General features: G+C 63.9%; 21 protein-coding genes. 10 read left to right on the top strand and 11 right to left on the bottom strand.

Features of this window, described 5'->3' with window-relative positions; genetic code table 11:
• Positions 1 to 117 precede the first annotated feature (117 nt).
• The 3 genes from E4K09_RS01830 to E4K09_RS01820 all read right to left on the bottom strand — a co-directional run bounded on the left by E4K09_RS01830 (position 118) and on the right by E4K09_RS01820 (position 1,722).
• Positions 118 to 489 (bottom strand): hypothetical protein, encoded by a 372-nt coding sequence (locus E4K09_RS01830; protein WP_134494690.1) that lies wholly within the window; start codon positions 487 to 489, stop codon positions 118 to 120.
• 149 nt (positions 490 to 638) lie between these two features.
• Entirely contained in the window at positions 639 to 1,193 is a 555-nt protein-coding gene (locus E4K09_RS01825) for a DNA-3-methyladenine glycosylase (protein WP_134494688.1), read from the bottom strand.
• A 37-nt stretch (positions 1,194 to 1,230) separates the two neighbouring features.
• Entirely contained in the window at positions 1,231 to 1,722 is a 492-nt protein-coding gene (locus E4K09_RS01820; protein ID WP_134494686.1) for a YciE/YciF ferroxidase family protein, read from the bottom strand.
• A gap of 257 nt (positions 1,723 to 1,979) precedes the next feature.
• Between E4K09_RS01820 and E4K09_RS01815 the strand changes: the two genes are divergently transcribed.
• Positions 1,980 to 2,249 (top strand): hypothetical protein, encoded by a 270-nt coding sequence (locus E4K09_RS01815; RefSeq protein WP_134494684.1) that lies wholly within the window; start codon positions 1,980 to 1,982, stop codon positions 2,247 to 2,249.
• A 30-nt stretch (positions 2,250 to 2,279) separates the two neighbouring features.
• Here the strand turns inward: E4K09_RS01815 and hutC are convergent, their stop codons facing one another.
• Positions 2,280 to 3,014, bottom strand: coding sequence for a histidine utilization transcriptional repressor HutC (gene hutC / locus E4K09_RS01810; protein WP_166802102.1), 735 nt, complete (start codon positions 3,012 to 3,014; stop codon positions 2,280 to 2,282).
• A gap of 16 nt (positions 3,015 to 3,030) precedes the next feature.
• Positions 3,031 to 4,389: a formimidoylglutamate deiminase gene (locus E4K09_RS01805; RefSeq protein ID WP_134494680.1), complete on the bottom strand. Its 1,359-nt coding sequence runs from the start codon at positions 4,387 to 4,389 to the stop codon at positions 3,031 to 3,033.
• 159 nt (positions 4,390 to 4,548) lie between these two features.
• Between E4K09_RS01805 and hutI the strand changes: the two genes are divergently transcribed.
• The 8 genes from hutI to E4K09_RS01765 all read left to right on the top strand — a co-directional run bounded on the left by hutI (position 4,549) and on the right by E4K09_RS01765 (position 13,189).
• The gene (gene hutI, locus E4K09_RS01800; protein WP_134494678.1) at positions 4,549 to 5,763 is read left to right on the top strand and encodes an imidazolonepropionase; all 1,215 of its coding nucleotides are present in this window, start codon (positions 4,549 to 4,551) and stop codon (positions 5,761 to 5,763) included.
• Entirely contained in the window at positions 5,748 to 7,298 is a 1,551-nt protein-coding gene (gene hutH, locus E4K09_RS01795; RefSeq protein ID WP_134494676.1) for a histidine ammonia-lyase, read from the top strand. The genes hutI and hutH overlap by 16 nt, the downstream gene beginning before the upstream one ends.
• A complete protein-coding gene (hutG, locus tag E4K09_RS01790) occupies positions 7,295 to 8,128 on the top strand; it encodes an N-formylglutamate deformylase (RefSeq protein ID WP_193557228.1) in 834 nt (277 codons plus the stop codon). Before hutH ends, hutG begins: the two co-directional genes overlap by 4 nt.
• A gap of 15 nt (positions 8,129 to 8,143) precedes the next feature.
• Complete coding sequence (gene hutU, locus E4K09_RS01785; RefSeq protein WP_134494674.1) at positions 8,144 to 9,811, top strand: urocanate hydratase; 1,668 nt, start codon at positions 8,144 to 8,146, stop codon at positions 9,809 to 9,811.
• Positions 9,808 to 10,404: a HutD/Ves family protein gene (locus E4K09_RS01780; RefSeq protein ID WP_134494672.1), complete on the top strand. Its 597-nt coding sequence runs from the start codon at positions 9,808 to 9,810 to the stop codon at positions 10,402 to 10,404. The genes hutU and E4K09_RS01780 overlap by 4 nt, the downstream gene beginning before the upstream one ends.
• Positions 10,405 to 10,566: 162 nt before the next feature.
• Positions 10,567 to 11,508, top strand: a complete 942-nt coding sequence (locus E4K09_RS01775; protein ID WP_134494670.1) for an ABC transporter substrate-binding protein — start codon at positions 10,567 to 10,569, stop codon at positions 11,506 to 11,508.
• A gap of 116 nt (positions 11,509 to 11,624) precedes the next feature.
• The gene (locus tag E4K09_RS01770) at positions 11,625 to 12,401 is read left to right on the top strand and encodes an ABC transporter permease (RefSeq protein ID WP_134494668.1); all 777 of its coding nucleotides are present in this window, start codon (positions 11,625 to 11,627) and stop codon (positions 12,399 to 12,401) included.
• Entirely contained in the window at positions 12,398 to 13,189 is a 792-nt protein-coding gene (locus E4K09_RS01765; RefSeq protein WP_134494666.1) for an ABC transporter ATP-binding protein, read from the top strand. Before E4K09_RS01770 ends, E4K09_RS01765 begins: the two co-directional genes overlap by 4 nt.
• Before the next feature lie 179 nt (positions 13,190 to 13,368).
• Here E4K09_RS01765 and E4K09_RS01760 read toward each other — a convergent pair whose 3' ends face one another.
• The 6 genes from E4K09_RS01760 to E4K09_RS01735 all read right to left on the bottom strand — a co-directional run bounded on the left by E4K09_RS01760 (position 13,369) and on the right by E4K09_RS01735 (position 19,375).
• A complete protein-coding gene (locus E4K09_RS01760) occupies positions 13,369 to 13,584 on the bottom strand; it encodes a hypothetical protein (protein WP_134494665.1) in 216 nt (71 codons plus the stop codon).
• A 73-nt stretch (positions 13,585 to 13,657) separates the two neighbouring features.
• Positions 13,658 to 14,353 carry a hypothetical protein gene (locus E4K09_RS01755; RefSeq protein WP_134494663.1) on the bottom strand — a complete coding sequence of 232 codons (696 nt, stop codon included), beginning with the start codon at positions 14,351 to 14,353 and terminating at the stop codon, positions 13,658 to 13,660.
• A gap of 391 nt (positions 14,354 to 14,744) precedes the next feature.
• Positions 14,745 to 16,262 (bottom strand): UxaA family hydrolase, encoded by a 1,518-nt coding sequence (locus E4K09_RS01750; protein WP_134494661.1) that lies wholly within the window; start codon positions 16,260 to 16,262, stop codon positions 14,745 to 14,747.
• A gap of 49 nt (positions 16,263 to 16,311) precedes the next feature.
• Positions 16,312 to 17,718 carry a TRAP transporter large permease gene (locus tag E4K09_RS01745; RefSeq protein WP_134494659.1) on the bottom strand — a complete coding sequence of 469 codons (1,407 nt, stop codon included), beginning with the start codon at positions 17,716 to 17,718 and terminating at the stop codon, positions 16,312 to 16,314.
• A complete protein-coding gene (locus tag E4K09_RS01740) occupies positions 17,718 to 18,302 on the bottom strand; it encodes a TRAP transporter small permease (RefSeq protein ID WP_134494657.1) in 585 nt (194 codons plus the stop codon). Before E4K09_RS01740 ends, E4K09_RS01745 begins: the two co-directional genes overlap by 1 nt.
• A gap of 101 nt (positions 18,303 to 18,403) precedes the next feature.
• Positions 18,404 to 19,375 carry a sialic acid TRAP transporter substrate-binding protein SiaP gene (locus E4K09_RS01735; protein WP_134494905.1) on the bottom strand — a complete coding sequence of 324 codons (972 nt, stop codon included), beginning with the start codon at positions 19,373 to 19,375 and terminating at the stop codon, positions 18,404 to 18,406.
• A 156-nt stretch (positions 19,376 to 19,531) separates the two neighbouring features.
• Between E4K09_RS01735 and E4K09_RS01730 the strand changes: the two genes are divergently transcribed.
• Positions 19,532 to 20,242: a GntR family transcriptional regulator gene (locus tag E4K09_RS01730; protein ID WP_134494655.1), complete on the top strand. Its 711-nt coding sequence runs from the start codon at positions 19,532 to 19,534 to the stop codon at positions 20,240 to 20,242.
• The last annotated feature ends 13 nt before the right edge of the window (positions 20,243 to 20,255 follow it).

Genomic DNA, 20,255 nt, shown 5'->3' with positions numbered 1-20,255 from the left:
CGCGGCGTACCGAGAACCTTTTCGGCCGCAGCATGACAGCAGCGTCCGGGGATGTCCTTCAGGTCCGCAACCAGCGGAGCGCACAGGGAGCCGCACCCGTGCCTCCTTGAGAACGCCTCAAGGGCTTCCGATCCGCCGCGCTATCCGCTGGAGGATAAGCGCTTCTCCGGTCAAATCCTTCTCGGATGCCTCAGGCGCCGTCGCGCGGGTTATAGGACCGCCTTGCCTGTCGCCGGTACGACCTCGGGTCCCGTCCGGGATCGCCCCGGTCTTCACGGAGCGCACGCGCTGGGCAACGATCTCGTGCATGCGGGCCAGGGCCTCCTGGACATCGGGCCGATTGGAGACGTCCTTGGCCGAGAACTCGTGCCGGCACAGACGGCAGGTCAGATCGGCCCCGAACTGAAGCTTCCGCAGCCGGACCTTGAACATCTTCCGGCACTCGGGGCAGGCCAGGTCGATCCGTGTGCTCCCGTGATCCTCGAACACGCTGCCCTCTCCGATTAAGCTCCGCCCCACCCTTTCGAAGCATGGCAGTAAGGCGACAAAGAGGCGCTTCTTTCGGGATTGGCCTCATGGGCTGGCCTTCCTTTGCGCCCCGGCTGCGATGCGGCAGGCGGTCTTCCCCGCATCCACAATCACATCTTCCGGCTGACGAAGCAGGACCCCGCAAGAGCAAAGCGCCATGGCGCATCCGTCGCGCGCGTGATCCCGATCCGTGGGCCCGCCACGATCTCGACCGGGCTCGCCCGGCCGAGAAGCTGAAACGGGACATGGTCCAGCGGCAAGGCATTGTGGGCGTGCGTCACGCCCAGGGCCTGACTCAGGCGGCCGGGACCGGAGCAGAGAAGGTGCAGATCATGAACGCGCCGCCGCGCCTTCATGATCTCGATTCCCGTTATCGGTTGGAGAGCCCTGACGAGAACGGCGCTCCCCGGCGAGCAGACGAAGTTCAGGCACCAGTGGATCCCATAGGACCGGTACACGTAGGCGTGGCCCGCGGGACCGAACATGGCGGCGTTCCGGAGGGTCGGGCCGCGGAAGCTGTGGGACGCGGGGTCGTCGCCGGTATAGGCCTCGGTCTCGACGATGTGTCCGCCGACTCCGTCGACGAGCAGAACGGCTCCGATCAGGTCCCGGGCGACCGACACGGCGTCGCGGGCGAAGAAGGAGCGGGACAGCGTCGTTTGCATTCTTCCTTCAGCCCAGGAGCCGGCTCAGTCACCGCTCCTAAGTCGCGGCAGCCGGGTTGATGGCGTCCTCGGCCAGCTCGGAGAGGATCTGATCGGTGTTCTCTTCCTCCACCAGGGTCTCCTGGATGAGGCCTTCCGCTTCCGTCAATCCGAGCTGCTTGGCCCATGCCAACAGGGTGCCGTAGCGGGTGATCTCGTAGTGCTCCACGGCCTGGGCCGCCGCGATCAGCCCGGCGTCCAGAGCCTCGCCGCCCCCGAAGGCCTGAGCAATCTCCCGGCCCTCCTCGATGATGCCCTGAATGGCTTTGCACTCCACGCCTGCGGGCTTCTCCCCGAGGAGCTGGAACACCTGCTCCAGGCGCTTCACTTGGCCTTCCGTTTCCTTCACATGGACGGCGAATGCCCCCTTCAGCTCCTCGGCCTGGGCCGCTTCCGCCATTTGCGGCAGGGCTTTGAGGATGGCCTGCTCGGCGAAATAGGTGTCCTTGAGCTGATGCAAAAAGAGTGCCTTGAGGTCCTTCTCGGCCATGCCCCGTCTCCTGCGGTTTCGAGCGATGATCCGGTAACCGTCGATCCGCGCGAACGTTCCGGATCGTCTTTGCCGATCGGAAGATCGCCGGAGGGACTCGAGGTCCGGCCGGGATGGCCTCTTGCGTTTCGGCGGCTGAATGCCCAGGTTAGCTGATATGGGGTCCGGGCCCCTCTGGCGGGTGGGTTGCCGCTCGCGATGTCGGACACCTTCCCGCGCCCTCGCGGCCGGGGACGACAGCAACCGAGGAACCCGCCATGGACTTTATCGGCCACAGAACAACAACCACCCGCCCTCATTCAGGCCGGTTCCTGGCGACCCTCGTCAGATTGGCCATCATGGCGGCAGCAGGAGCGATCCTGCTGGCTCTGGTGCTGGTCGGCTTTCTCGTCGTGCTCCCCCTGATGCTGGTGGGCGGGGTCGCTTCGTATTTCTACCTTCGGCGCCGCGTGCGCCAGGCGCGCCGGCAGCAGCGTCCCGACGTCGAGGTGATCGACGCCGAGTATACGATCATCGATCGCCGCTAGGACGCTGCGGGCCGGCTCGCAGGGTTCCGATCACGGTACGGCCTGACCGACCGTACCTCCCTTGAACGATGGGGAGAAGTGCCCGACCAGGTGATGTCTTTCGCCCGGATAGGTGATCCGTGCCTCGGTGACGAAGGCTCCTGCTTGCCAGGTCCGTCGTTCGAGGACGAGACAGGCCGCTCCCGTCTGTGTCTGGAGCCGCTTGGCCATTGAGGCGTCGGCATTGACGGCACGAACGATATGCTCCGCATCCGTCCACGGAACGCGCCTCAGAAGCCACGTGCCGGGCGGATCATCCCGGAAGGCTTCCTTGTCCGCTTCCGGCACGGTGGCGAGATTGATCAGGCGCTGCTCGAAGGCCTGGGGGACGTCGTCCATGATGTGAAGGGTCGAGACGCAGAGCATCTCTGTTCCGGGCGGCAACCCTGTCCGCTGCGCGGCGGCGGCATCGATGGGCTCGATGGATCGGCTCAGGATCCTGAACCGATAGACGGTGCCGGTGCGCGCCGCCTCGCGGGCGAAATCCTGGATCTCCAGAACGGCCTGCCGGGTGCTCGGCTCCGCGACCACGGAACCGGCCCTGCGCCGCCGCGTGATGAGTCCGTTGACGGCAAGCGTCGACAGCACCTTGTTCACGGTCATGCGCGAGCAGCCGTATTTCGCCATGAGTTCGTGCTCGAAGGGAACCCGGTGCCCCGGGGGCCACTCCCCGGACATGATCTTGGCTTCGATATCGTCGCGGATGCGCTGGTAGAGATGTTTCATGCCTGGCGACATTCCCTCAAGCCACGATGCGGGTCATGGTGCGCGCATAACGGGCCGTAATGGCGTCGTGGGCGATGTGGCGACCCTTCACCACCAGGGACCGGCCGCCGACCATCACCGTATCGACGGCCGCCTTCCCGGCGACGAAGACGTAAGAATCAATCCAGCGATCCTCCGACACCGCAGCAAGATCCGGGTGGGTCTGATCGAGGATCACAAGGTCGGCGCGATGCCCGGCTGCGATCGCGCCGACGCGCCGGCGCAGCGCCTGCGCACCGCCCCTAAGCGCTCCCTCGTAGAGGCTGCGTCCGGTCGACCGGCCCTCCCGCTCCGCCAGAACGTTGCGGGCACGATGCTGGAGGCGCTGGCTGTATTCGAACTGCTTGAGCTCCCCGGGCGCGGAAATCTCGATGTTGGAATCCGATCCGACACCGAACCGTCCTCCTGCCGCGCCGTAAGCGACCCCTTCAAAAATGCCGTCACCGAGATTGGCCTCGGTGATGGGACACAAGCCTGCCACGGCACCGCTGGCCGCGATGCCTGCAATCTCCCGCCCGTCGAGATGGGTCGCGTGGATCAGGCACCAGCGCTGGTCGACCGGCGCATGGTCGAGCAGCCATGCGACCGGACGCTGACCCGACCATGCGCGACAATCCTCGACTTCCTTCACCTGCTCGGCGATGTGGATGTGAATGGGTCCCTCGCCTGCCGTGGCCACGACCTCCTTCAGGCTCTCGGGCGTCACCGCACGCAGGCTATGGGGGGCGAGACCGACAACCGCGTCCTCGAGATCGGCGACGGCCTTGCGGGCGCCTTCCGCCAGCCGGGCATAGCTTTCGACATCGTTGATGAAGCGCCGCTGCCCTTCCGTCGGCGCCGCCCCCCCGAAGCCTCCCTGAGCATAGAACACCGGCAGAAGCGTCAGACCCATGCCCGCCGTTTGCGCCGCGGCCGCGATGCGACCGGACAGTTCCGCGATGTCGGCATAGGGGCGTCCGTCGGAATCATGGTGGAGGTAATGGAACTCGGCGAGCGACGTGAATCCTCCCTCCAGCATTTCCATCATGGCGAAGGCCGCCACGGCCTCGACGTCATCGGGAGTAAGCGCGCCGAGAAAGCGGTACATCACCTGACGCCACGTCCAGAAACTGTCGCCTTCCGGTCCGCGGGTCTCGGCCAATCCCGCCATGCCACGCTGGAAGGTGTGGCTGTGCAGGTTCGGGAGGCCCGGCAATGCAATCCCGGCGATGCGCTCGCGTCCCTCCAGAGAGGCATCGGGCCGCACGGCGGCGATCGTGCCGTCCTCCACGTCGAGACCGACATTCCGGGCCCATCCCGCTGGAAGGAGGGCATGATCGAGAATGAGCCTGCGCATCATAGGCACCTTTGTTCGAGAGCGGCCTGAACTCAATCGTGGGAGCCGCCAAAAAGCCACGCCGGCACCCGACCATCAAAGCCGATTGAATACGTCTAGACAATATCGCTTGCTTCCGATTATGTATAGACATTATTGGGAGCTCACCGGAGCAGGAACATGCGCTTCGACCGGGTCTGGTTCAACGCCCGTCTTGCAACGCTTGCCGGCGATGATCTCGGGATTGTCGAGCACGGGGCGGTCGCGTCGGTGGATGGCCGGATTGCCTTTGCGGGACCGGCGGAGGACCTGCCTCGCGATGTGGATGCCGGAGAGTGCATCGATTGCGAGGGACGCTGGATCACCCCCGGGCTCGTGGATTGCCACACCCACCTTGTTTTCGGCGGGGATCGCGCTCATGAATTCGAACTGCGCCTGAAGGGAGCCAGCTACGAGGAGATCGCGCGGGCCGGTGGCGGCATCGTCTCCACCGTTCGAGCGACCCGGGCTGCGAGCGAGGAGGATCTCGTCGCGAGTGCGCTCCCCCGTCTGGACCACCTCATCGCCGAAGGCTGCACGACCATCGAGATCAAATCCGGCTATGGCCTCGATCTCGAGACGGAAGTCCGGAGCCTGAGGGCAGCCCGCCGCCTGGCCGACGAACGACCCGTCTCCGTGACCACGAGCTTTCTCGGCGCCCATGCGCTGCCACCCGAGGCCAACGGCGACAAGGAAGCCTTCATCGAGACGATCTGTACGCAGATGCTGCCGGCCATTGCCCGGTCCGGTCTCGCCGATGCCGTCGATGCCTTCTGCGAGGGGATCGCCTTCTCGCCCGAGCAGACAGGGCGGGTCTTCGATGCTGCCCGCGCGCTCGGCCTGAAGGTCAAGCTCCATGCGGACCAACTGTCCAATCTGCACGGCGCGCAGCTCGCCGCGAGGTATGGTGCTCTGTCGGCCGATCATCTCGAATATACGGACGAGGAAGGCGCCGCCGCGATGGCGAAGGCCGGTACCGTCGCCGTGCTGCTGCCCGGGGCCTTCTACATGCTGCGCGAGACGAAGGCTCCGCCTGTCGCGGCCTTCCGCCAACATGGCACCCGCATGGCGCTGGCGACCGACTGCAATCCGGGCACCTCGCCGCTGACGTCGCTTCTGCTGACCATGAACATGGGCGCGACCCTGTTCCGCCTCACGGTCGAGGAATGCATCGCCGGCGTGACGCGGGAGGCCGCTCGCGCCCTGGGGCTGCTCGACGAGATCGGCACGCTGGAGCCGGGCAAGTCATGCGACCTCGCGATCTGGAACATCGAACGACCCGCTGAACTCGTCTACCGCATCGGCTTCAACCCGCTTCACGCGCGTGTCTGGAGGGGACATTGGAAAACAAAGTGATTCTTCACCCCGGCTCGGTTGCCCTGGCCGGCTGGCGCCGCGTCTATTTCGACGCGGGCATCTCGCTCGATCCCGATTGCCGCTCCGCCATCGAGGCGGGCGCGAAGACGATCGAGGCGATCGTCGCCAAGGGCGAGCCCGTCTACGGGATCAACACCGGATTCGGAAAGCTCGCGAGCGTCCGCATCGGCGCTTCGGATCTGGCGACCCTCCAGCGCAACATCGTGCTGTCTCATGCCGCCGGCGTCGGCGAGCCCCTGCCCGCCTCCGTCGTGCGGCTCGTCATGGCCCTCAAGCTGGCGAGCCTTGCGCAGGGCGCTTCGGGCGTGCGGTGGTCCACCATCGAGCATCTGACCGCCTGTCTGGCGGCAGGCCTCATCCCCATCATTCCGGGTCAGGGCTCGGTCGGCGCTTCGGGCGACCTCGCCCCCCTCGCCCACATGGCGGCGGCCCTCATGGGCGTCGGCGAGTTCCTGGTCGACGGCATGCGCATGCCGGCGGAGGCCGCGCTCGCGCAGGCGGGGCTCGCGCCGCTGTCCCTCGGGCCGAAGGAGGGCTTGGCCCTCCTCAACGGAACTCAGGTATCGACCGCTCTGGCTCTGGCAGGATTGTTCGAGGCCGAGCGCGTCTTCCGGGCCGCCCTGGTCACGGGTGCGCTGGCGACGGACGCCGCCAAAGGATCGGACGGACCGTTCGATGAGAGGATCCAAAAGCTGCGGCGACACAAGGGGCAGATCGAGGTTGCTGCCTCCCTGCGTGCGCTGATGCAGGGCAGCGCCATCCGCGCCTCGCACCTGACCAACGACGACCGGGTGCAGGATCCCTATTGCCTGCGCTGCCAGCCTCAGGTCATGGGCGCGGTGCTCGACCTGCTGCGCCAGGCCGCTGAAACGCTGGGCACGGAGGCGAACGGCGTCTCGGACAATCCTCTCGTTTTCTCCGATACGGGAGAGGTCATATCGGGCGGCAATTTCCACGCGGAGCCTGTGGCGTTCGCCGCCGACATGATCGCGATGGCCCTGTGCGAGATCGGCTCCCTCGCGGAACGCCGCATCGCCATGCTGGTCGATCCGACCCTATCGGGCTTGCCGGCGTTTCTGACGCCGAAGCCGGGGCTCAATTCCGGTTTCATGATCCCGCAGGTGACGGCCGCGGCGCTCGTGTCCGAGAACAAGCAGCGGGCTTACCCGGCGAGTGTCGACTCCATTCCCACCTCCGCCAATCAGGAAGATCACGTGTCGATGGCGACCCATGGGGCACGGCGTCTTCTCCCGATGGCGGCGAACGCCGCGAACGTCATCGGCATCGAGCTCCTGGCGGCCGGTCAGGGCTGCGACTTCCACGCTCCGATGCGGTCGAGCGATCGGTTGGAGCGCGCCCGTGCTCTGCTGCGCACGAAGGTCTCCCGTCTCGATGACGACCGCCACATGGCGCCCGATATGGAACAGGCGACGGCACTCGTCGTCTCCGGCGCACTCGCCAGCGCCGTCGGAGACGACGTGTTGCCTCTCGTTGCGCCAGAGGTCATGCAATGACGGCTCTGGAACCGTCCTGGCTGACGGTCGTTCGTGGCGATGCGCCGCTCATCGTGAGCCTGCCGCATACCGGCACCGATATCCCGGCTGACAATGAGCCCGGCCTCGTCTCGCCATGGCTTGCCCGAAAGGATGCCGATTGGTGGATCGAGCGCCTCTACGCCTTCGCGGCGGATCTCGGTGCAACCGTGATCCGCACGACGATTTCCCGCACCGTGATCGACGTGAACCGCGACCCCTCGGGCGCCTCGCTTTATCCCGGGCAGGCGACGACGGAGCTCTGCCCCACCACCACATTCGACGGGGAGCCGCTCTACAGGGCAGGCATGGAGCCCACGGCCGAGGACATTGCCGAGCGTCGCGCCCGTTTCTTCGACCCTTATCACGCGGCCCTGCATGCCGAGATCGAGCGGCTCCGGGCACGACACCACAATGTGGTGGTCTATGATTGTCATTCGATCCGTTCGGTCATTCCGCGCCTGTTCGAAGGAACCCTTCCCCACTTCAACATCGGCACCAATGGCGGGAGCACCTGCGCGTCCGCCTTGAGCGGCTCCATTGAGACCATCTGCGCGAGCAGCGGCTTCAGTCACGTGACCAACGGCCGGTTCAAGGGCGGCTACATCACGCGCAGCCTCGGCCGGCCGGAGGATGGCGTCCACGCCATCCAGATGGAGCTCGCCTGCCGCGGTTACATGCGGGAGCCGCTCGGCCCCGTCGCCGAGAACCAATGGCCGACGGTCTATGACGAGAGCTATGCCGCCCCCATGCGGGCGGCGCTGACCCTCATTCTCCAGACCTGCCTCACATTCGCCCAATCCAAAGCCTGATCGAGGACGCCTGCCATGACCCGCATCGACAACGCCCGCGTGATCCGCGCACCCCACGGCACCGACCTGTCGGCCAAGAGCTGGCTGACCGAGGCGCCGCTGCGCATGCTGATGAACAATCTCGATCCGAACGTCGCCGAGAAGCCGGGCGAACTGGTGGTCTATGGCGGCATCGGCCGTGCGGCCCGCGATTGGGACAGCTTCGACCGCATCGTTGCGGCGCTGAAGGATCTGGAGGCCGATGAGACGCTGCTCGTCCAGTCGGGCAAGCCCGTCGGCGTCTTCCGCACGCATGCGGACGCGCCACGGGTGCTGATCGCCAATTCGAACCTCGTGCCGCATTGGGCGACTTGGGACAAGTTCCATGAGCTCGATCGCAAGGGGCTGATGATGTACGGCCAGATGACGGCGGGCTCGTGGATCTATATCGGCACACAGGGCATCGTGCAGGGCACCTACGAGACCTTCGTCGAAGTGGGCCGCCAGCACTACAACGGCGATCTCGGCGGGCGCTGGATTCTCACCGGCGGCCTCGGCGGCATGGGTGGCGCGCAACCGCTCGCCGCCACCATGGCGGGCGCATCCTGCCTTGCGGTGGAATGCCAGCCAAGCCGCATCGAAATGCGCCTGCGAACCGGTTATCTCGACCAGCGTGCGGACACGCTCGACGAGGCGATGGCCATCATCGAGCAATCCTGCCGCGACAGGAAGCCGGTCTCCGTGGGCCTTCTCGGCAACGCCGCCGAGATCTTTCCCGAGATCTACCGGCGAGGCATCCGTCCCGACGCGGTCACCGACCAGACCTCCGCGCATGATCCGATCAACGGCTATCTGCCGAAGGGCTGGACGCTGGCCGAATGGGAATCGAAACGCGAAAGCGATCCCAAGGCCGTCGAGCACGCCGCCAAGCAATCCATGGCCGAGCACGTGCGCGCCATGCTGGATTTCCACAAGGCGGGCGTGCCGACTCTGGATTACGGCAACAACATCCGCCAGATGGCGAAGGAGGAAGGCGTCGAGAACGCCTTCGACTTCCCGGGTTTCGTGCCGGCCTATATCCGCCCGCTCTTCTGCCGGGGCATCGGACCGTTCCGCTGGGCCGCGCTATCGGGTGATCCGGAGGATATCTATCGCACCGACGCCAAGGTGAAGGAGCTGCTGCCGGACAACAAGCACCTGCACAACTGGCTCGACATGGCGCAGAAGCGGATCAAGTTCCAGGGGCTTCCGGCGCGCATCTGCTGGGTCGGCCTGGGTGATCGCCATCGGCTGGGACTGGCTTTCAACGAGATGGTCGCCAGGGGCGAACTCAAGGCCCCCGTCGTGATCGGCCGCGACCATCTCGATTCCGGCTCGGTGGCAAGTCCCAACCGGGAGACGGAATCGATGAAGGACGGGTCGGACGCCGTGTCCGATTGGCCTCTGCTCAACGCGTTGCTCAACTGCGCCTCGGGTGCAACCTGGGTGTCCCTGCACCATGGCGGCGGTGTCGGCATGGGGTTCTCGCAGCATTCAGGCATGGTGATCGTGTGCGACGGCACGCCGGAGGCGGCCAAGCGCCTCGAACGCGTGCTCTGGAATGATCCGGCGACCGGCGTGATGCGCCACGCGGATGCGGGGTACGAGATCGCCGTCGACTGCGCGCGCGAGTTCGGCCTCAATCTGCCGAGCCTGCATCCATGATCGCCCGCGTCATCCGCGAGAACGATCTCATCCGGGTTCCCTGGAAGAACGGCGGCGGCACCACGGCAGAGGTCGCAGCCTTCCCGGAAGGCTCTGGCTTCGAGACCTTCGGCTGGCGCGTCAGCATGGCGGATGTAGCCTCGGACGGACCGTTCTCGGTCTTTCCGGAGATCGATCGCACATTGATCCTGGTCGAGGGCGACCGCATCGAGCTCGACGTGGAAGGCGTCGCCTATCGCCTCGATCGAACCTCGCCGAAGCTCTCCTTCTCGGGCGATGACAGGACCACCAGCCGGCTTCCCTCCGGACCGATCCGGGATCTCAACGTCATGACGCGGCGTGGCCGGTTCCGGCACCGCACACGCTTCGTGGAATCCGGCGTGGCACTGCTGTCAGAGGACACGGCGACAGCCTTCCTCGTCGTGCTGGACGGCCCCTTCGACGTGACGCTCGGCTCGATCATCCATTCCCTCGGACGTCTCGACATCCTCCGGCTCGAAGGGCCGCAGGATCTCATCCTTCTCTCCGGGGCCGGGCGAGCGATCCTCATCGAGATCGCGCCCGAGGTTTCGCGCGGGAAGCATAGTTTTTAGGGCGCGATGCTCAAACCAGCAGCAGGCATAAATGTCTAGACATTTGACATTGACGCGCGGGCGTGGTGGCATTCGCCGGCCTGGAGAACAAAGCTCGGTCCGCAGGTCCTGATCGGACAGCGGAACAGAACGGGCAAGGGATCGGATCGGATGGAGGTAACCATGAAATCGGTATTGGGTGGGCTGGCTATCCTGGCCCTGGCGATCGGCCCCGCCTCGGCGCAGGAGACCAAGGTCGCCGTCGGGATCTCGGGCTGGACGGGCTTCGCGCCCCTGACCCTCGCCAAGGAGGCCGGCATCTTCAAGAAGAACGGCCTCGACGTGACGATCAAGAAGATTCCGCAGGCGAGCCGCCATCTCGCGATCCAGTCCGGCGACGTGCAATGTGCCGCCACCACCGTCGAGACCTGGGTCGTTTGGAACGCGAACGGCGTTCCCACCAAGCAGATCTTCCAGCTCGACAAGAGCTACGGCGCTGACGGAATGGTGGTGCGCAACGACATCGCCTCGATCAAGGACATCAAGGGCAAGACCGTCGCGGCCTCCGCGCCCGGGACGTCGCCCTATTTCGCCCTCTCCTGGATGCTCAAGAAGAACGGCCTCTCCGTGAAGGACGTGACCGTTGTCAACATGGAGCCGGGACCGGCCGCCCAGGCCTTCATCGCCGGGCAGAACGATGCGGCCATGACCTATGAACCTTATCTCTCCTCGGTGCGGGCCGCGCCACAGGCCGGAAAGATCATCGCCACCACGCTCGACTACCCGATGGTGATGGATACGTTCGGCTGCACGCCGAAGTTCCTGAGCGAGAATCCCAAGGCTGCGAAGGCTCTGGCCGACAGCTATTTCGAGGCTCTCGACATGATCGCCAAGGATCAGGCGAAGTCCTACGAAATCATGGGCGCGGACGTGAAGCAGACGGGCGAGGCCTTCGGGGCGTCCGCCAAGTTCCTGCGCTGGCAGGATCGTGAGGCAAACAAGAAGTTCTTCGAAAGCGAGTTCAAGACGTTCTCGGCCGAGGCCGCCGACCTGCTGCTGGAAATCGGCGTCATCAAGCAGAAGCCCGATATGGAAGCTCTGGCGGATACGAGCTTCATTCGTTAGCACTAGGCTCAGGAGCGACGGCGGGTCGCGTCGACCCGGACATCGCCGAAATCATCCATCCTCATTGCTCTCCCGGTTCAGGCACCGTCCTGGCCGGGAGACAGAACAGATTGCCCATGCCTCGTCCTCTCGAACCTGTCAGCCAGGGCACGCGCGTCGTCCTCGGCATATCGTTCTTCGTGCTCTTCTTCGCGGCCTGGGCTTTCGCGACATTGGGAGGCTTCGTCTCCCGTACGTTTCTGGCCGATCCGATCACCATGGTGCAGGATGGCTGGCTGCTTCTCACGCGCTTTGGTTTCATGAGCGATATCGGCGTGACCGTGTGGCGCGTCGTCGGTGGGTTCGTTCTCGCCTCCGTCATCGCCGTGCCGCTCGGGATCATGATGGGCGCTTACAAGTCGTTCGAGGCGTTCCTCGAGCCTTTCGTATCGTTCGCACGCTATCTTCCGGCCTCGGCTTTCGTTCCCCTGCTCATCCTCTGGGCGGGCATCGGCGAGATGCAGAAGCTCCTCGTCATCTTCATCGGTTCCGTCTTCCAGATCATCCTGATGGTGGCCGTCGCAGTCGGCAACACGCGGCGCGATCTCGTCGAGGCGGCTTACACCCTGGGATCCAGCGACCGGAGCGTGGTGAGGCGCGTGCTCATTCCCGCCAATGCTCCGGAGATCGCGGAGATCCTGCGGCTCGTGCTCGGCTGGGCCTGGACCTATGTGATCGTCGCCGAGCTCATCGGTTCCTCCTCCGGCATCGGCCACATGATCATCGACAGTCAGGCGCTGCTGGCGACGGGACAGATGATCTTCGGCATCATCGTGATCGGCGTGATCGGCCTCATCTCCGACTTTCTGTTCAAGGCCCTCAATCGCTCGCTCTTCCCGTGGAGGCTCGCATGACCGGCACGATCCTTCAGATCGACAGCGTCTCGCGGGTGTTTCCGGGCGTGCGTGGCGGCACCCCCGTGCGCGCGCTGGAGCCTACGAACCTGCAGGTGGCGGAGAATGATTTCATTACGATTCTGGGCCCTTCCGGCTGCGGCAAATCCACGTTGCTGCGCATCGTGGCGGGCTTGGATCGTCCCAGTGGCGGGCGTGTGTTGCTCAATGGTCGCGAGATCAAGGGACCGGGCGCCGACCGCGGCATGGTGTTCCAGTCCTACACCCTGTTCCCGTGGCTGACGATTGCCGAAAACATCGCCTATGGCCTGCGTGAGAAGGGGATGCCGAAGTCGCAGCGCCAGGACATCGTGGCGTCCTATACCGAGAAGGTGGGTCTGCGGGGCTTCGAGAACCACTATCCGAAGCAGCTTTCCGGCGGCATGCAGCAGCGGACCGCCATCGCCCGTGCGCTGGCGAACGACCCGGCGATCCTGCTCCTCGACGAACCGTTCGGAGCGCTCGACAACCAGACGCGCGGTCTCATGCAGGAATTGCTGCTCGGCATCTGGGAGCGTGAGCGCAAGACCGTCCTGTTCGTCACCCACGACATCGAGGAAGCGATCTTCCTCGCCTCCCGCGTCGTCGTCATGTCCGCGCGTCCCGGCAGGATCAAGGCCGATATCTCGGTCGAGCTTCCCCACCCCCGGCACTACACCATGAAGACCACGCCGGAATTCTCGGCCCTCAAAGCGCAACTCACCGAGGAAATCCGGCATGAGGCGCTTGAGGCGGACGTCGCTCACTAGAGCTGTTTCACGGACGGGCAATCATCTCTCTTCTTTAGTTCGCCGCATTCTTTGCGGAGAACCGGATCCACTTCGCCGAAAAATGTTCTGAGGGACGACGCGGCCTCCGAGACCGTGGCGGCCGCAAACCGACCGAAGCGGCGCAGTCGCCCACCTCCGACCGGCAGATCTTCTTCCGACTAGGCGACCTTGTTCTCAGTCAGGGACGCGATCGTAGCCGCCGCCGTGTCGGCTTTCTCTTGCAGCCGGTACTCGGCCAGTTGCTGCCGAACGTCGTGATACAGCGGGCGGAAGGCCGGACTCTGCTTTTCGACGATGTCGGCGAGGATATGGACGGCCTTGAGGAGCTTCTCCTCGGTAATCGGTCCCCGGTCCCGGTGATGCCATTGAGTCATGGTGCCGTCTCCTTTGTCGTGAGACGGCACCATGCCGGGATGAACTTGATGTCAGGTTAATTTTCCCGCGGCCTCAGGAGCGCTTGTTCTGGAGGGTGAACTCCATTTCGCGCATGATGGCTTCTTCAATCTCGTCCAGATTGGCCTTGTTGGATGAGCCTTGTGTTTGCCCATGGCGCGGCGAAGCCTTGGCCGCAGCACCTTGGCTTGAGGCAGGCCGGCGCAGATGCGCTCGCGACTGCTCCGGGAAGCGGTTCTCGAGGGTGTCGAGCAACCCGTTGAGAGCCATGTTGGACAAAGGAATGTCGGACGGCCCATTGAGGCGCCCAAGTGCAATGGCCTTGTTGGTGTACCGGCTGTCACCCGTCACCTCCGGGCCGAACCAGGCCAGCGGCCGGAAATCCCTCGCCTCGCCCTCGGTCTCGAATTCAACTGTTGCGAGGTGTATGTCGCAGGGGTGGATCACCTGATCGATCAGGGCAGCCCGCTCACCGATCTGGAGCTTCGTGCGGTCATAGGCGAGTTCGCCGGCGCAGACATCCAAGAGAGCATGGGCATGGGCTATGGGGACTTCTGTCTGTTCCTCCGTTTCCCCCTCGGGATTGGCTATTCGCAGGATCAGCAGGGCCCGGTTCTCCTCGAGACGAACGGAGGCCGCGCGACCCGACTGCTCCGGGAAGAAGCCCTCGATCTGGCGCAGGCCACCCCGTTGGCGCTGGACGAGGCGGACCAGGGATGAGGCGAGGAGAAAACGACGGCGAACGGTCATGAAAGTCAGAGGAGAGTGAAATGGATCGGGCCTGACTTCGTATAGGATGGGCGGAGAATGAAGCAAGCCTCATTAATGCAAGCTGGTTGGCACTAAGCCCCGGAATGGCTGTTTTTCTCCACTCGTGAGGTGCTTGGTGCCCGACATCGACGCCGTTGCGATATATTGAATCACCTTCCTTTGAGCACGGCCTGTCAAACGGGAGGGCATCTTCAGACGCGCAGGGTACGGTGCAACGAGTTCCACGCGAAGCGACCAGAGCTGATTCCACTGGTGTGGAATCAGCTCCCCTTCTCTGGTTCACCGCATTTTGGACGTCGCACCGGATCCATTGCGCCAATAATGCTCCAGGAGCCTCGGAGCACCCGCCTGTCGGCCATCACCTCGGAGATCACATCACGGCGCCGACTTGCCAAGGAACAAATTCAAGGTCGCCGTAGCCGAGATCTTCGGACTTCGTGTGCTCACCCGATGCGACCCGCAGGAGTTTGTCGAAGATTTCGGCACCTTTCTGCTCAAGCGAGACTCCGTCGAGGATATCGCCGCAATTGATGTCCATATCCTCCTGCATGCGCCGGTAGATGTCGGAGTTGGTTGCGAGCTTGAGCGAAGGCACGGGCTTGGCCCCGAAGGCGGAGCCGCGCCCTGTGGTGAACGCGATGAGGTTTGCCCCACCTGCCACCTGGCCGGTGGCTGCCACCGGATCGTAGCCGGGGGTGTCCATATAGACGAAGCCGTGTTCCGTCACGGGTTCGGCGTATTCATAGACGGCGCGCAGGGTCGAGCGCCCGCCCTTCGCGGTGGCACCGAGGGATTTCTCCAGGATCGTCGTGAGGCCGCCCGCCTTGTTTCCAGGAGATGGATTGTTGTTCATCTCCCCGCCGTTGCGGGCCGTGTATTCCTCCCACCAGCGGATCCGGGAGACGAGCTTTTCGCCAACCTCACGGGTCGCAGCGCGCCGGGTCAGCAGGTGCTCGGCTCCGTAGATCTCCGGTGTCTCGGACAGGATCGACGTGCCACCGTGACGCACCAGAAGGTCGGACGCGACACCAAGCGCCGGGTTCGCCGTCAGGCCCGAATAGCCGTCGGACCCGCCACATTGAAGGGCAAGGACCAATTCGGAAGCCGGGCGCGTTTCACGTTTGGCGCGGGCCGCGATAGGAAGCATGTCGCGGATTCCTGCCGTGATCGCCTCGACGGTCTTGCGCGTGCCGCCCGTCTCCTGGATCGTCAGCGTCCGGAAGGTTTCCGTCTCCTCCAGGCCGTATTCCTTCTTCATGCGCCCGATCTGGAACACCTCGCAGCCGAGGCCGACCATGACGACGCCGGCGAAGTTCGGATGACTGGCGTAGCCCCACTGGGTCCGCCGCAGGATATCGAATCCTTCACCGTAGGCCGCATGGCCGCAGCCCGTGCCATGGACGATCGCCACCACCCCGTCGATGCCCGGGTAGTCCTTCAGAACCCCCGAACGCTCGATCTCCGCTGCGGCGAACCGGGCGACCGAGGCGGAGCAGTTCACCGAGGTAAGGATGCCGAGATAGTTCCGGGTTCCGGTCTTCCCCGACGCGCGCCGAAAGCCTTCGAAGGTGGCCTGCATCTCCGGCGGCAGCAGATCGTCGTCGCGGGCCTCCGCGCAGAAGGCGTAGTCACGCTCGAAATCGTGCAGGCCGACATTGTGCTCATGCACCCATTCCCCCGGTGCGATATGAGCTTTGGCGAACCCGATGATCTGGCCGAACTTGCGGACCGGTTCGCCCTCCCGGATCGGCTCGATGGCCATCTTATGGCCGCGCAGGATGCGCTCGCGTGCGGTGAGATCCGAAACCGTATCCCCCTGGCTCACGAGGTCGATGGCGATAACGACATTGTCGTCGGCGGAGAGGCGGATCGTGCGGGGGGATGTCATGATGTTCTCGATCAATGGTGATTCTAATCTGATAGCCTCGGCCGGGCCGTCATCGCCCGAGGCCTACCTGTCGCGGCAGCCAGAGAGTCAGTTCGGGAATATAGGTGATCGCAAGCAGCGCGATCATCAAGGGCACCAGCCAGGGCAGAATCGCCATGGTTGTCCGCTCCACGGAGAGTTTCGCCACCCTTGCAAGCACGAACAGAACCATTCCGAGGGGAGGATGAAGCAGACCGATCATCAGGTTCAGAACCATGATCAGGCCGAAATGGACCGGATCGATGCCGAGCTTGAGCACGATCGGGAGGAGGATCGGCACGAGAATGGTGATGGCCGCAATCGTATCGATGAAGCAGCCGACGAACAGGATGAGAATGTTGGCCAGCAGCAGGAAAACCCACTTGTTCTGGGTCAGGCCGAGGATCGCATCGGAGAGAAGCTGCGCCGCCTGGCTGACCGTGAGGAGCCAGGCGAAGATCGATGCGGCCGTAACGATGAAGAGCACGGACGCGGTCGTCTCGATCGTGTCGAAGGTCGCCTTCGCAAGGCTCCTGAACGTCATGGAGCGATAGCGTACAAGCCCCAGGAACAGAGACCAAATCACCGCCGCCACGGCCGCTTCCGTTGGGGTGAAGATGCCGAGCGTCATGCCGCCGATCAGGATAACCGGAGCCATGAGCGCCATGACGGCGGAAAAATCGAAGTACCAATCCAATGCCAGGAGGATCGCGAGTCCGACGCCGATGGCCCAGTTGGTCGAAAGCCCAGCCTGAACCAGGAGCCAGACGACAACCGGAAAGGCCAGAACCGTCACGACCTCGATGCTGGCGCTTCCCAATCGGCGCCAGGAGAATGGCGTGTCCGACCCCCACCCGTTTCTGTGGGCGAAATAGGCGACGGTCGCCATCATCATGATGGTCATGAACACGCCGGGGATGAGACCGCCCAGGAAAAGCGCGCCGATCGAGACATTCGCCATCATGCCGTAGATCACGAAAGGCAACGAGGGCGGAATAATCGGTCCGAGCGTGGCCGACGCCGCCGTCACCCCAACGGAGAACTCGGTCGAGTAGCCGTGGTCCTTCATGGCCTTGATCTCGATCGTGCCAAGACCTGCCGCGTCGGCGATCGCCGTGCCGGACATGCCTGAGAAGATCACGGAGCCGATGATGTTCACCTGGCCGAGCCCGCCCTTCATCCATCCGACAAGGGCGACGGCAAAGGAATAAATGCGGCCGGTGACGCCGGCGATGTTCATCAGGTTGCCGGCAAGGATGAAGAACGGGACCGCAAGAAGCGGAAAGCTCTCGACGCCAGCGATCATGCGCTGCGCCACGATCACGTCCGGCACGACGCCCGTGGCAAGAATGTAGAGCAGCGAGGCAACCGCCATGGAAACGGCCACGGGCAACCCGAGGACCATGAGGACGAGAAAGGAACCAAGCAGGATCAGCATCAGGTTTCTGCCACAACGGGAGCATCGAAGGCTTCGGGCCGCTCAAGCACGGAATAGCCACGCCGCCAGTTGGCGATCGCCACCTGGATCGAGCGGAAGCACATTAGAAGAAAGCCGATGAAAACAAAGGCATAAGTCAGGTTCTTCGGCAGATTGACCGTGGTCATCTGCTCGCCTTCGACGATGCTCATGAAACGCCAGATCAGGACCGCCCCATAGGCGAAGAACGCAAGGCGCGCGAGATCGACCAAGGTCGCCAGGGCGCGACCGAGAGCCGCCGGGACATACCGGTAGACGAAGTCGACCTGAATGTGACGGCTCATGCGCACGCACATGGCCGATCCGACAAAGACCAGGGCCACGTTGAGATTGGTGGCGATCTCTTCCGTCCAGGCAAAGGAGTCGTTCAACACGTAGCGCGTGAAGAACTGCACGAAAACGGCAACAGCCATGGCCCAGAACAGCCCCAGCGCGAGCCAGTCTTCAAAGGCGTATTCGGAAAGATCGACGGGCGCATGTTCGCTCTCATCGAAGGTTTGAGCCAGTTTTTCGGCATCCACTTGAGCATGGACTTCAGTGACCATCGATCAATAAACCTCATCCTCGGAGCCATGGCGGCACCATCCGGCAGAACACCCAGCCAATGGGCCGACAGGGTCGCCGCACGACGACCCTGTCGAGCTTCTCAGAGACCTTCCGACTTCAGCGCCTGAATCTTCTCGTAATCCGCTTTCCGGTAGCCGAGGGATTCCAAGCTGACGTTCTTCATCACCGCGTCCTTGAACTCGTCCTTGTTCACTTCGGTGATCGTCAGCCCTTTCTGCTTAAAGGTTTCGATGAGCTCCTTCTCCTTGGCCTGAATCTCGGCAGAAGCGCGCACGGCGGCCTCCTGGGCGACCTCGGCGAAGATCTTCTTGTCCTCATCCGACAGCTTGGCCCAGAGCTGCTTGGAGATGATGGTCGCGAGATGGTCGACGATGTGGCCCGTGAGCACGATATGCTTCTGAACCTCGAAGAACTTCTTGGCCTCGATCGTCGTCAGCGGATTCTCCTGAGCATCGACGGTGCCGTTCTGGAGCGCGAGATAAACCTCCGCGAAAGCGATCGGCGCCGTGTTCGCGCCGCAGGATCGTGGTGTTGCTAGGTAGGCCGGCGCGTCGGGCACGCGGATCTTGAGGCCCTTCATCTCCGCACACGTTTTGAACGGCTTGTTCGTGGAGGTATGACGTACACCGTAATAGGTGAGAGCGACCATGTGGTGGCCCGTCTTGTCGGTGTAGCCATTGGCCAGCTCCTTGAACACGTCGCTCTTCGCGAAGGCGAGAAGATGACTGGCGTCTCGGAAGATATAAGGATAGTAGCCGATGCCGACCGGGGGATAGCTGCGGGCGGCGAAGCTCGGACCGGAGATGATCATGTCGACAGTGCCGAGGGACAGGCCCTGGTTGATGTCGCTTTCCTTGCCGAGCTGCGAAGCCGGGTAGACGTCGATCTGGTAGCGGTTATTGGTGCGCTTGGCGATTTCCTGCGCAGCCCATACGGACTGCGTGTGGAAAGGCTCCGAGGTCTCATAGACATGGGCCCATTTGAGCTTCGTCTGCGCGCCGGCCGGTAGCACCGGCAGGGTCAGGGCAATGGCGGCCGTCAGGCCAAGCATTAGGCGGCGGGTCACGAAGGACATGCTGGCGTTTCTCCCAGGACATCCGGCTCTTTGGCCGGTTGGTGAGCATGGACGAGCGCATCGGCTCGCATGGGACCCGACAAGACGGTAGCGTCCGCCTGCCGGAGCAGCTAACATGTTAGCGCCGTGAAAATGATCGACAAGATAGAACAATATAGCTTTCTCGAACCCATCGAACGGGGACCTCGCGGGAACACGACCGAGCAGGTGGAGCGCTCGCTTCGGGCGGCCATTGTGGCCCTGGACTTCGCGCCAGGTGAATTCATCGACAAGGGTCTCGTCTGCGCCAGGCTCGGCGTTTCGAGATTTCCGGTCTCGGAGGCTCTTGCGCGCCTTGCGGCCGAGGGCCTGGTCGAAATCCTACCCCAGAGGGGCACGCGCGCCGCCCGAATCGGTTTGGCGGAAGTCAAGGAGTCGATGCTGATCCGCAAAGCTCTGGAAACGATGGTCGCACAAGCAGCGGCCGAGCGCCTGCCCGCATCGGCTCTCGCAGCGCTGAAAGAGAATCTGCAGGCCCAGGAGCTGGCAGTCGGACGAGACGACAGAGCGCGGTTTCACGCCCTCGATCTCGCCTTCCACGCCCTTCTCGTGGACAGCCTGGAAATGCCACGGGTCGCGGCCGTGATCGAAGCCTCGCGCGCCAATATCGATCGTGTCCGGCAGCTCCTGTCCTCCCCGCGTCGTCATGCCGTGACGCTTGCCGAGCACCGGGACCTCCTGAAGGCTCTGGAAGCCCGCGACACAGCGGCCGCACGGCGCACGATGGAAGCCCATCTGGAGGCAGTGATGGACGAACTGGAGCACTTCTCGTCCGATCATCCCGAGGTTTTCGCGCCGCAGTGACCAGTTGAGCCTG

The sequence above is a fragment of the Microvirga pakistanensis genome, from assembly GCF_004458765.1.
Classification (GTDB): Bacteria; Pseudomonadota; Alphaproteobacteria; order Rhizobiales; family Beijerinckiaceae; genus Microvirga; species Microvirga pakistanensis.
The sequence above is the reverse complement of the archived record's forward strand: the minus strand, read 5'-3'. Positions and strand labels throughout refer to the sequence as shown.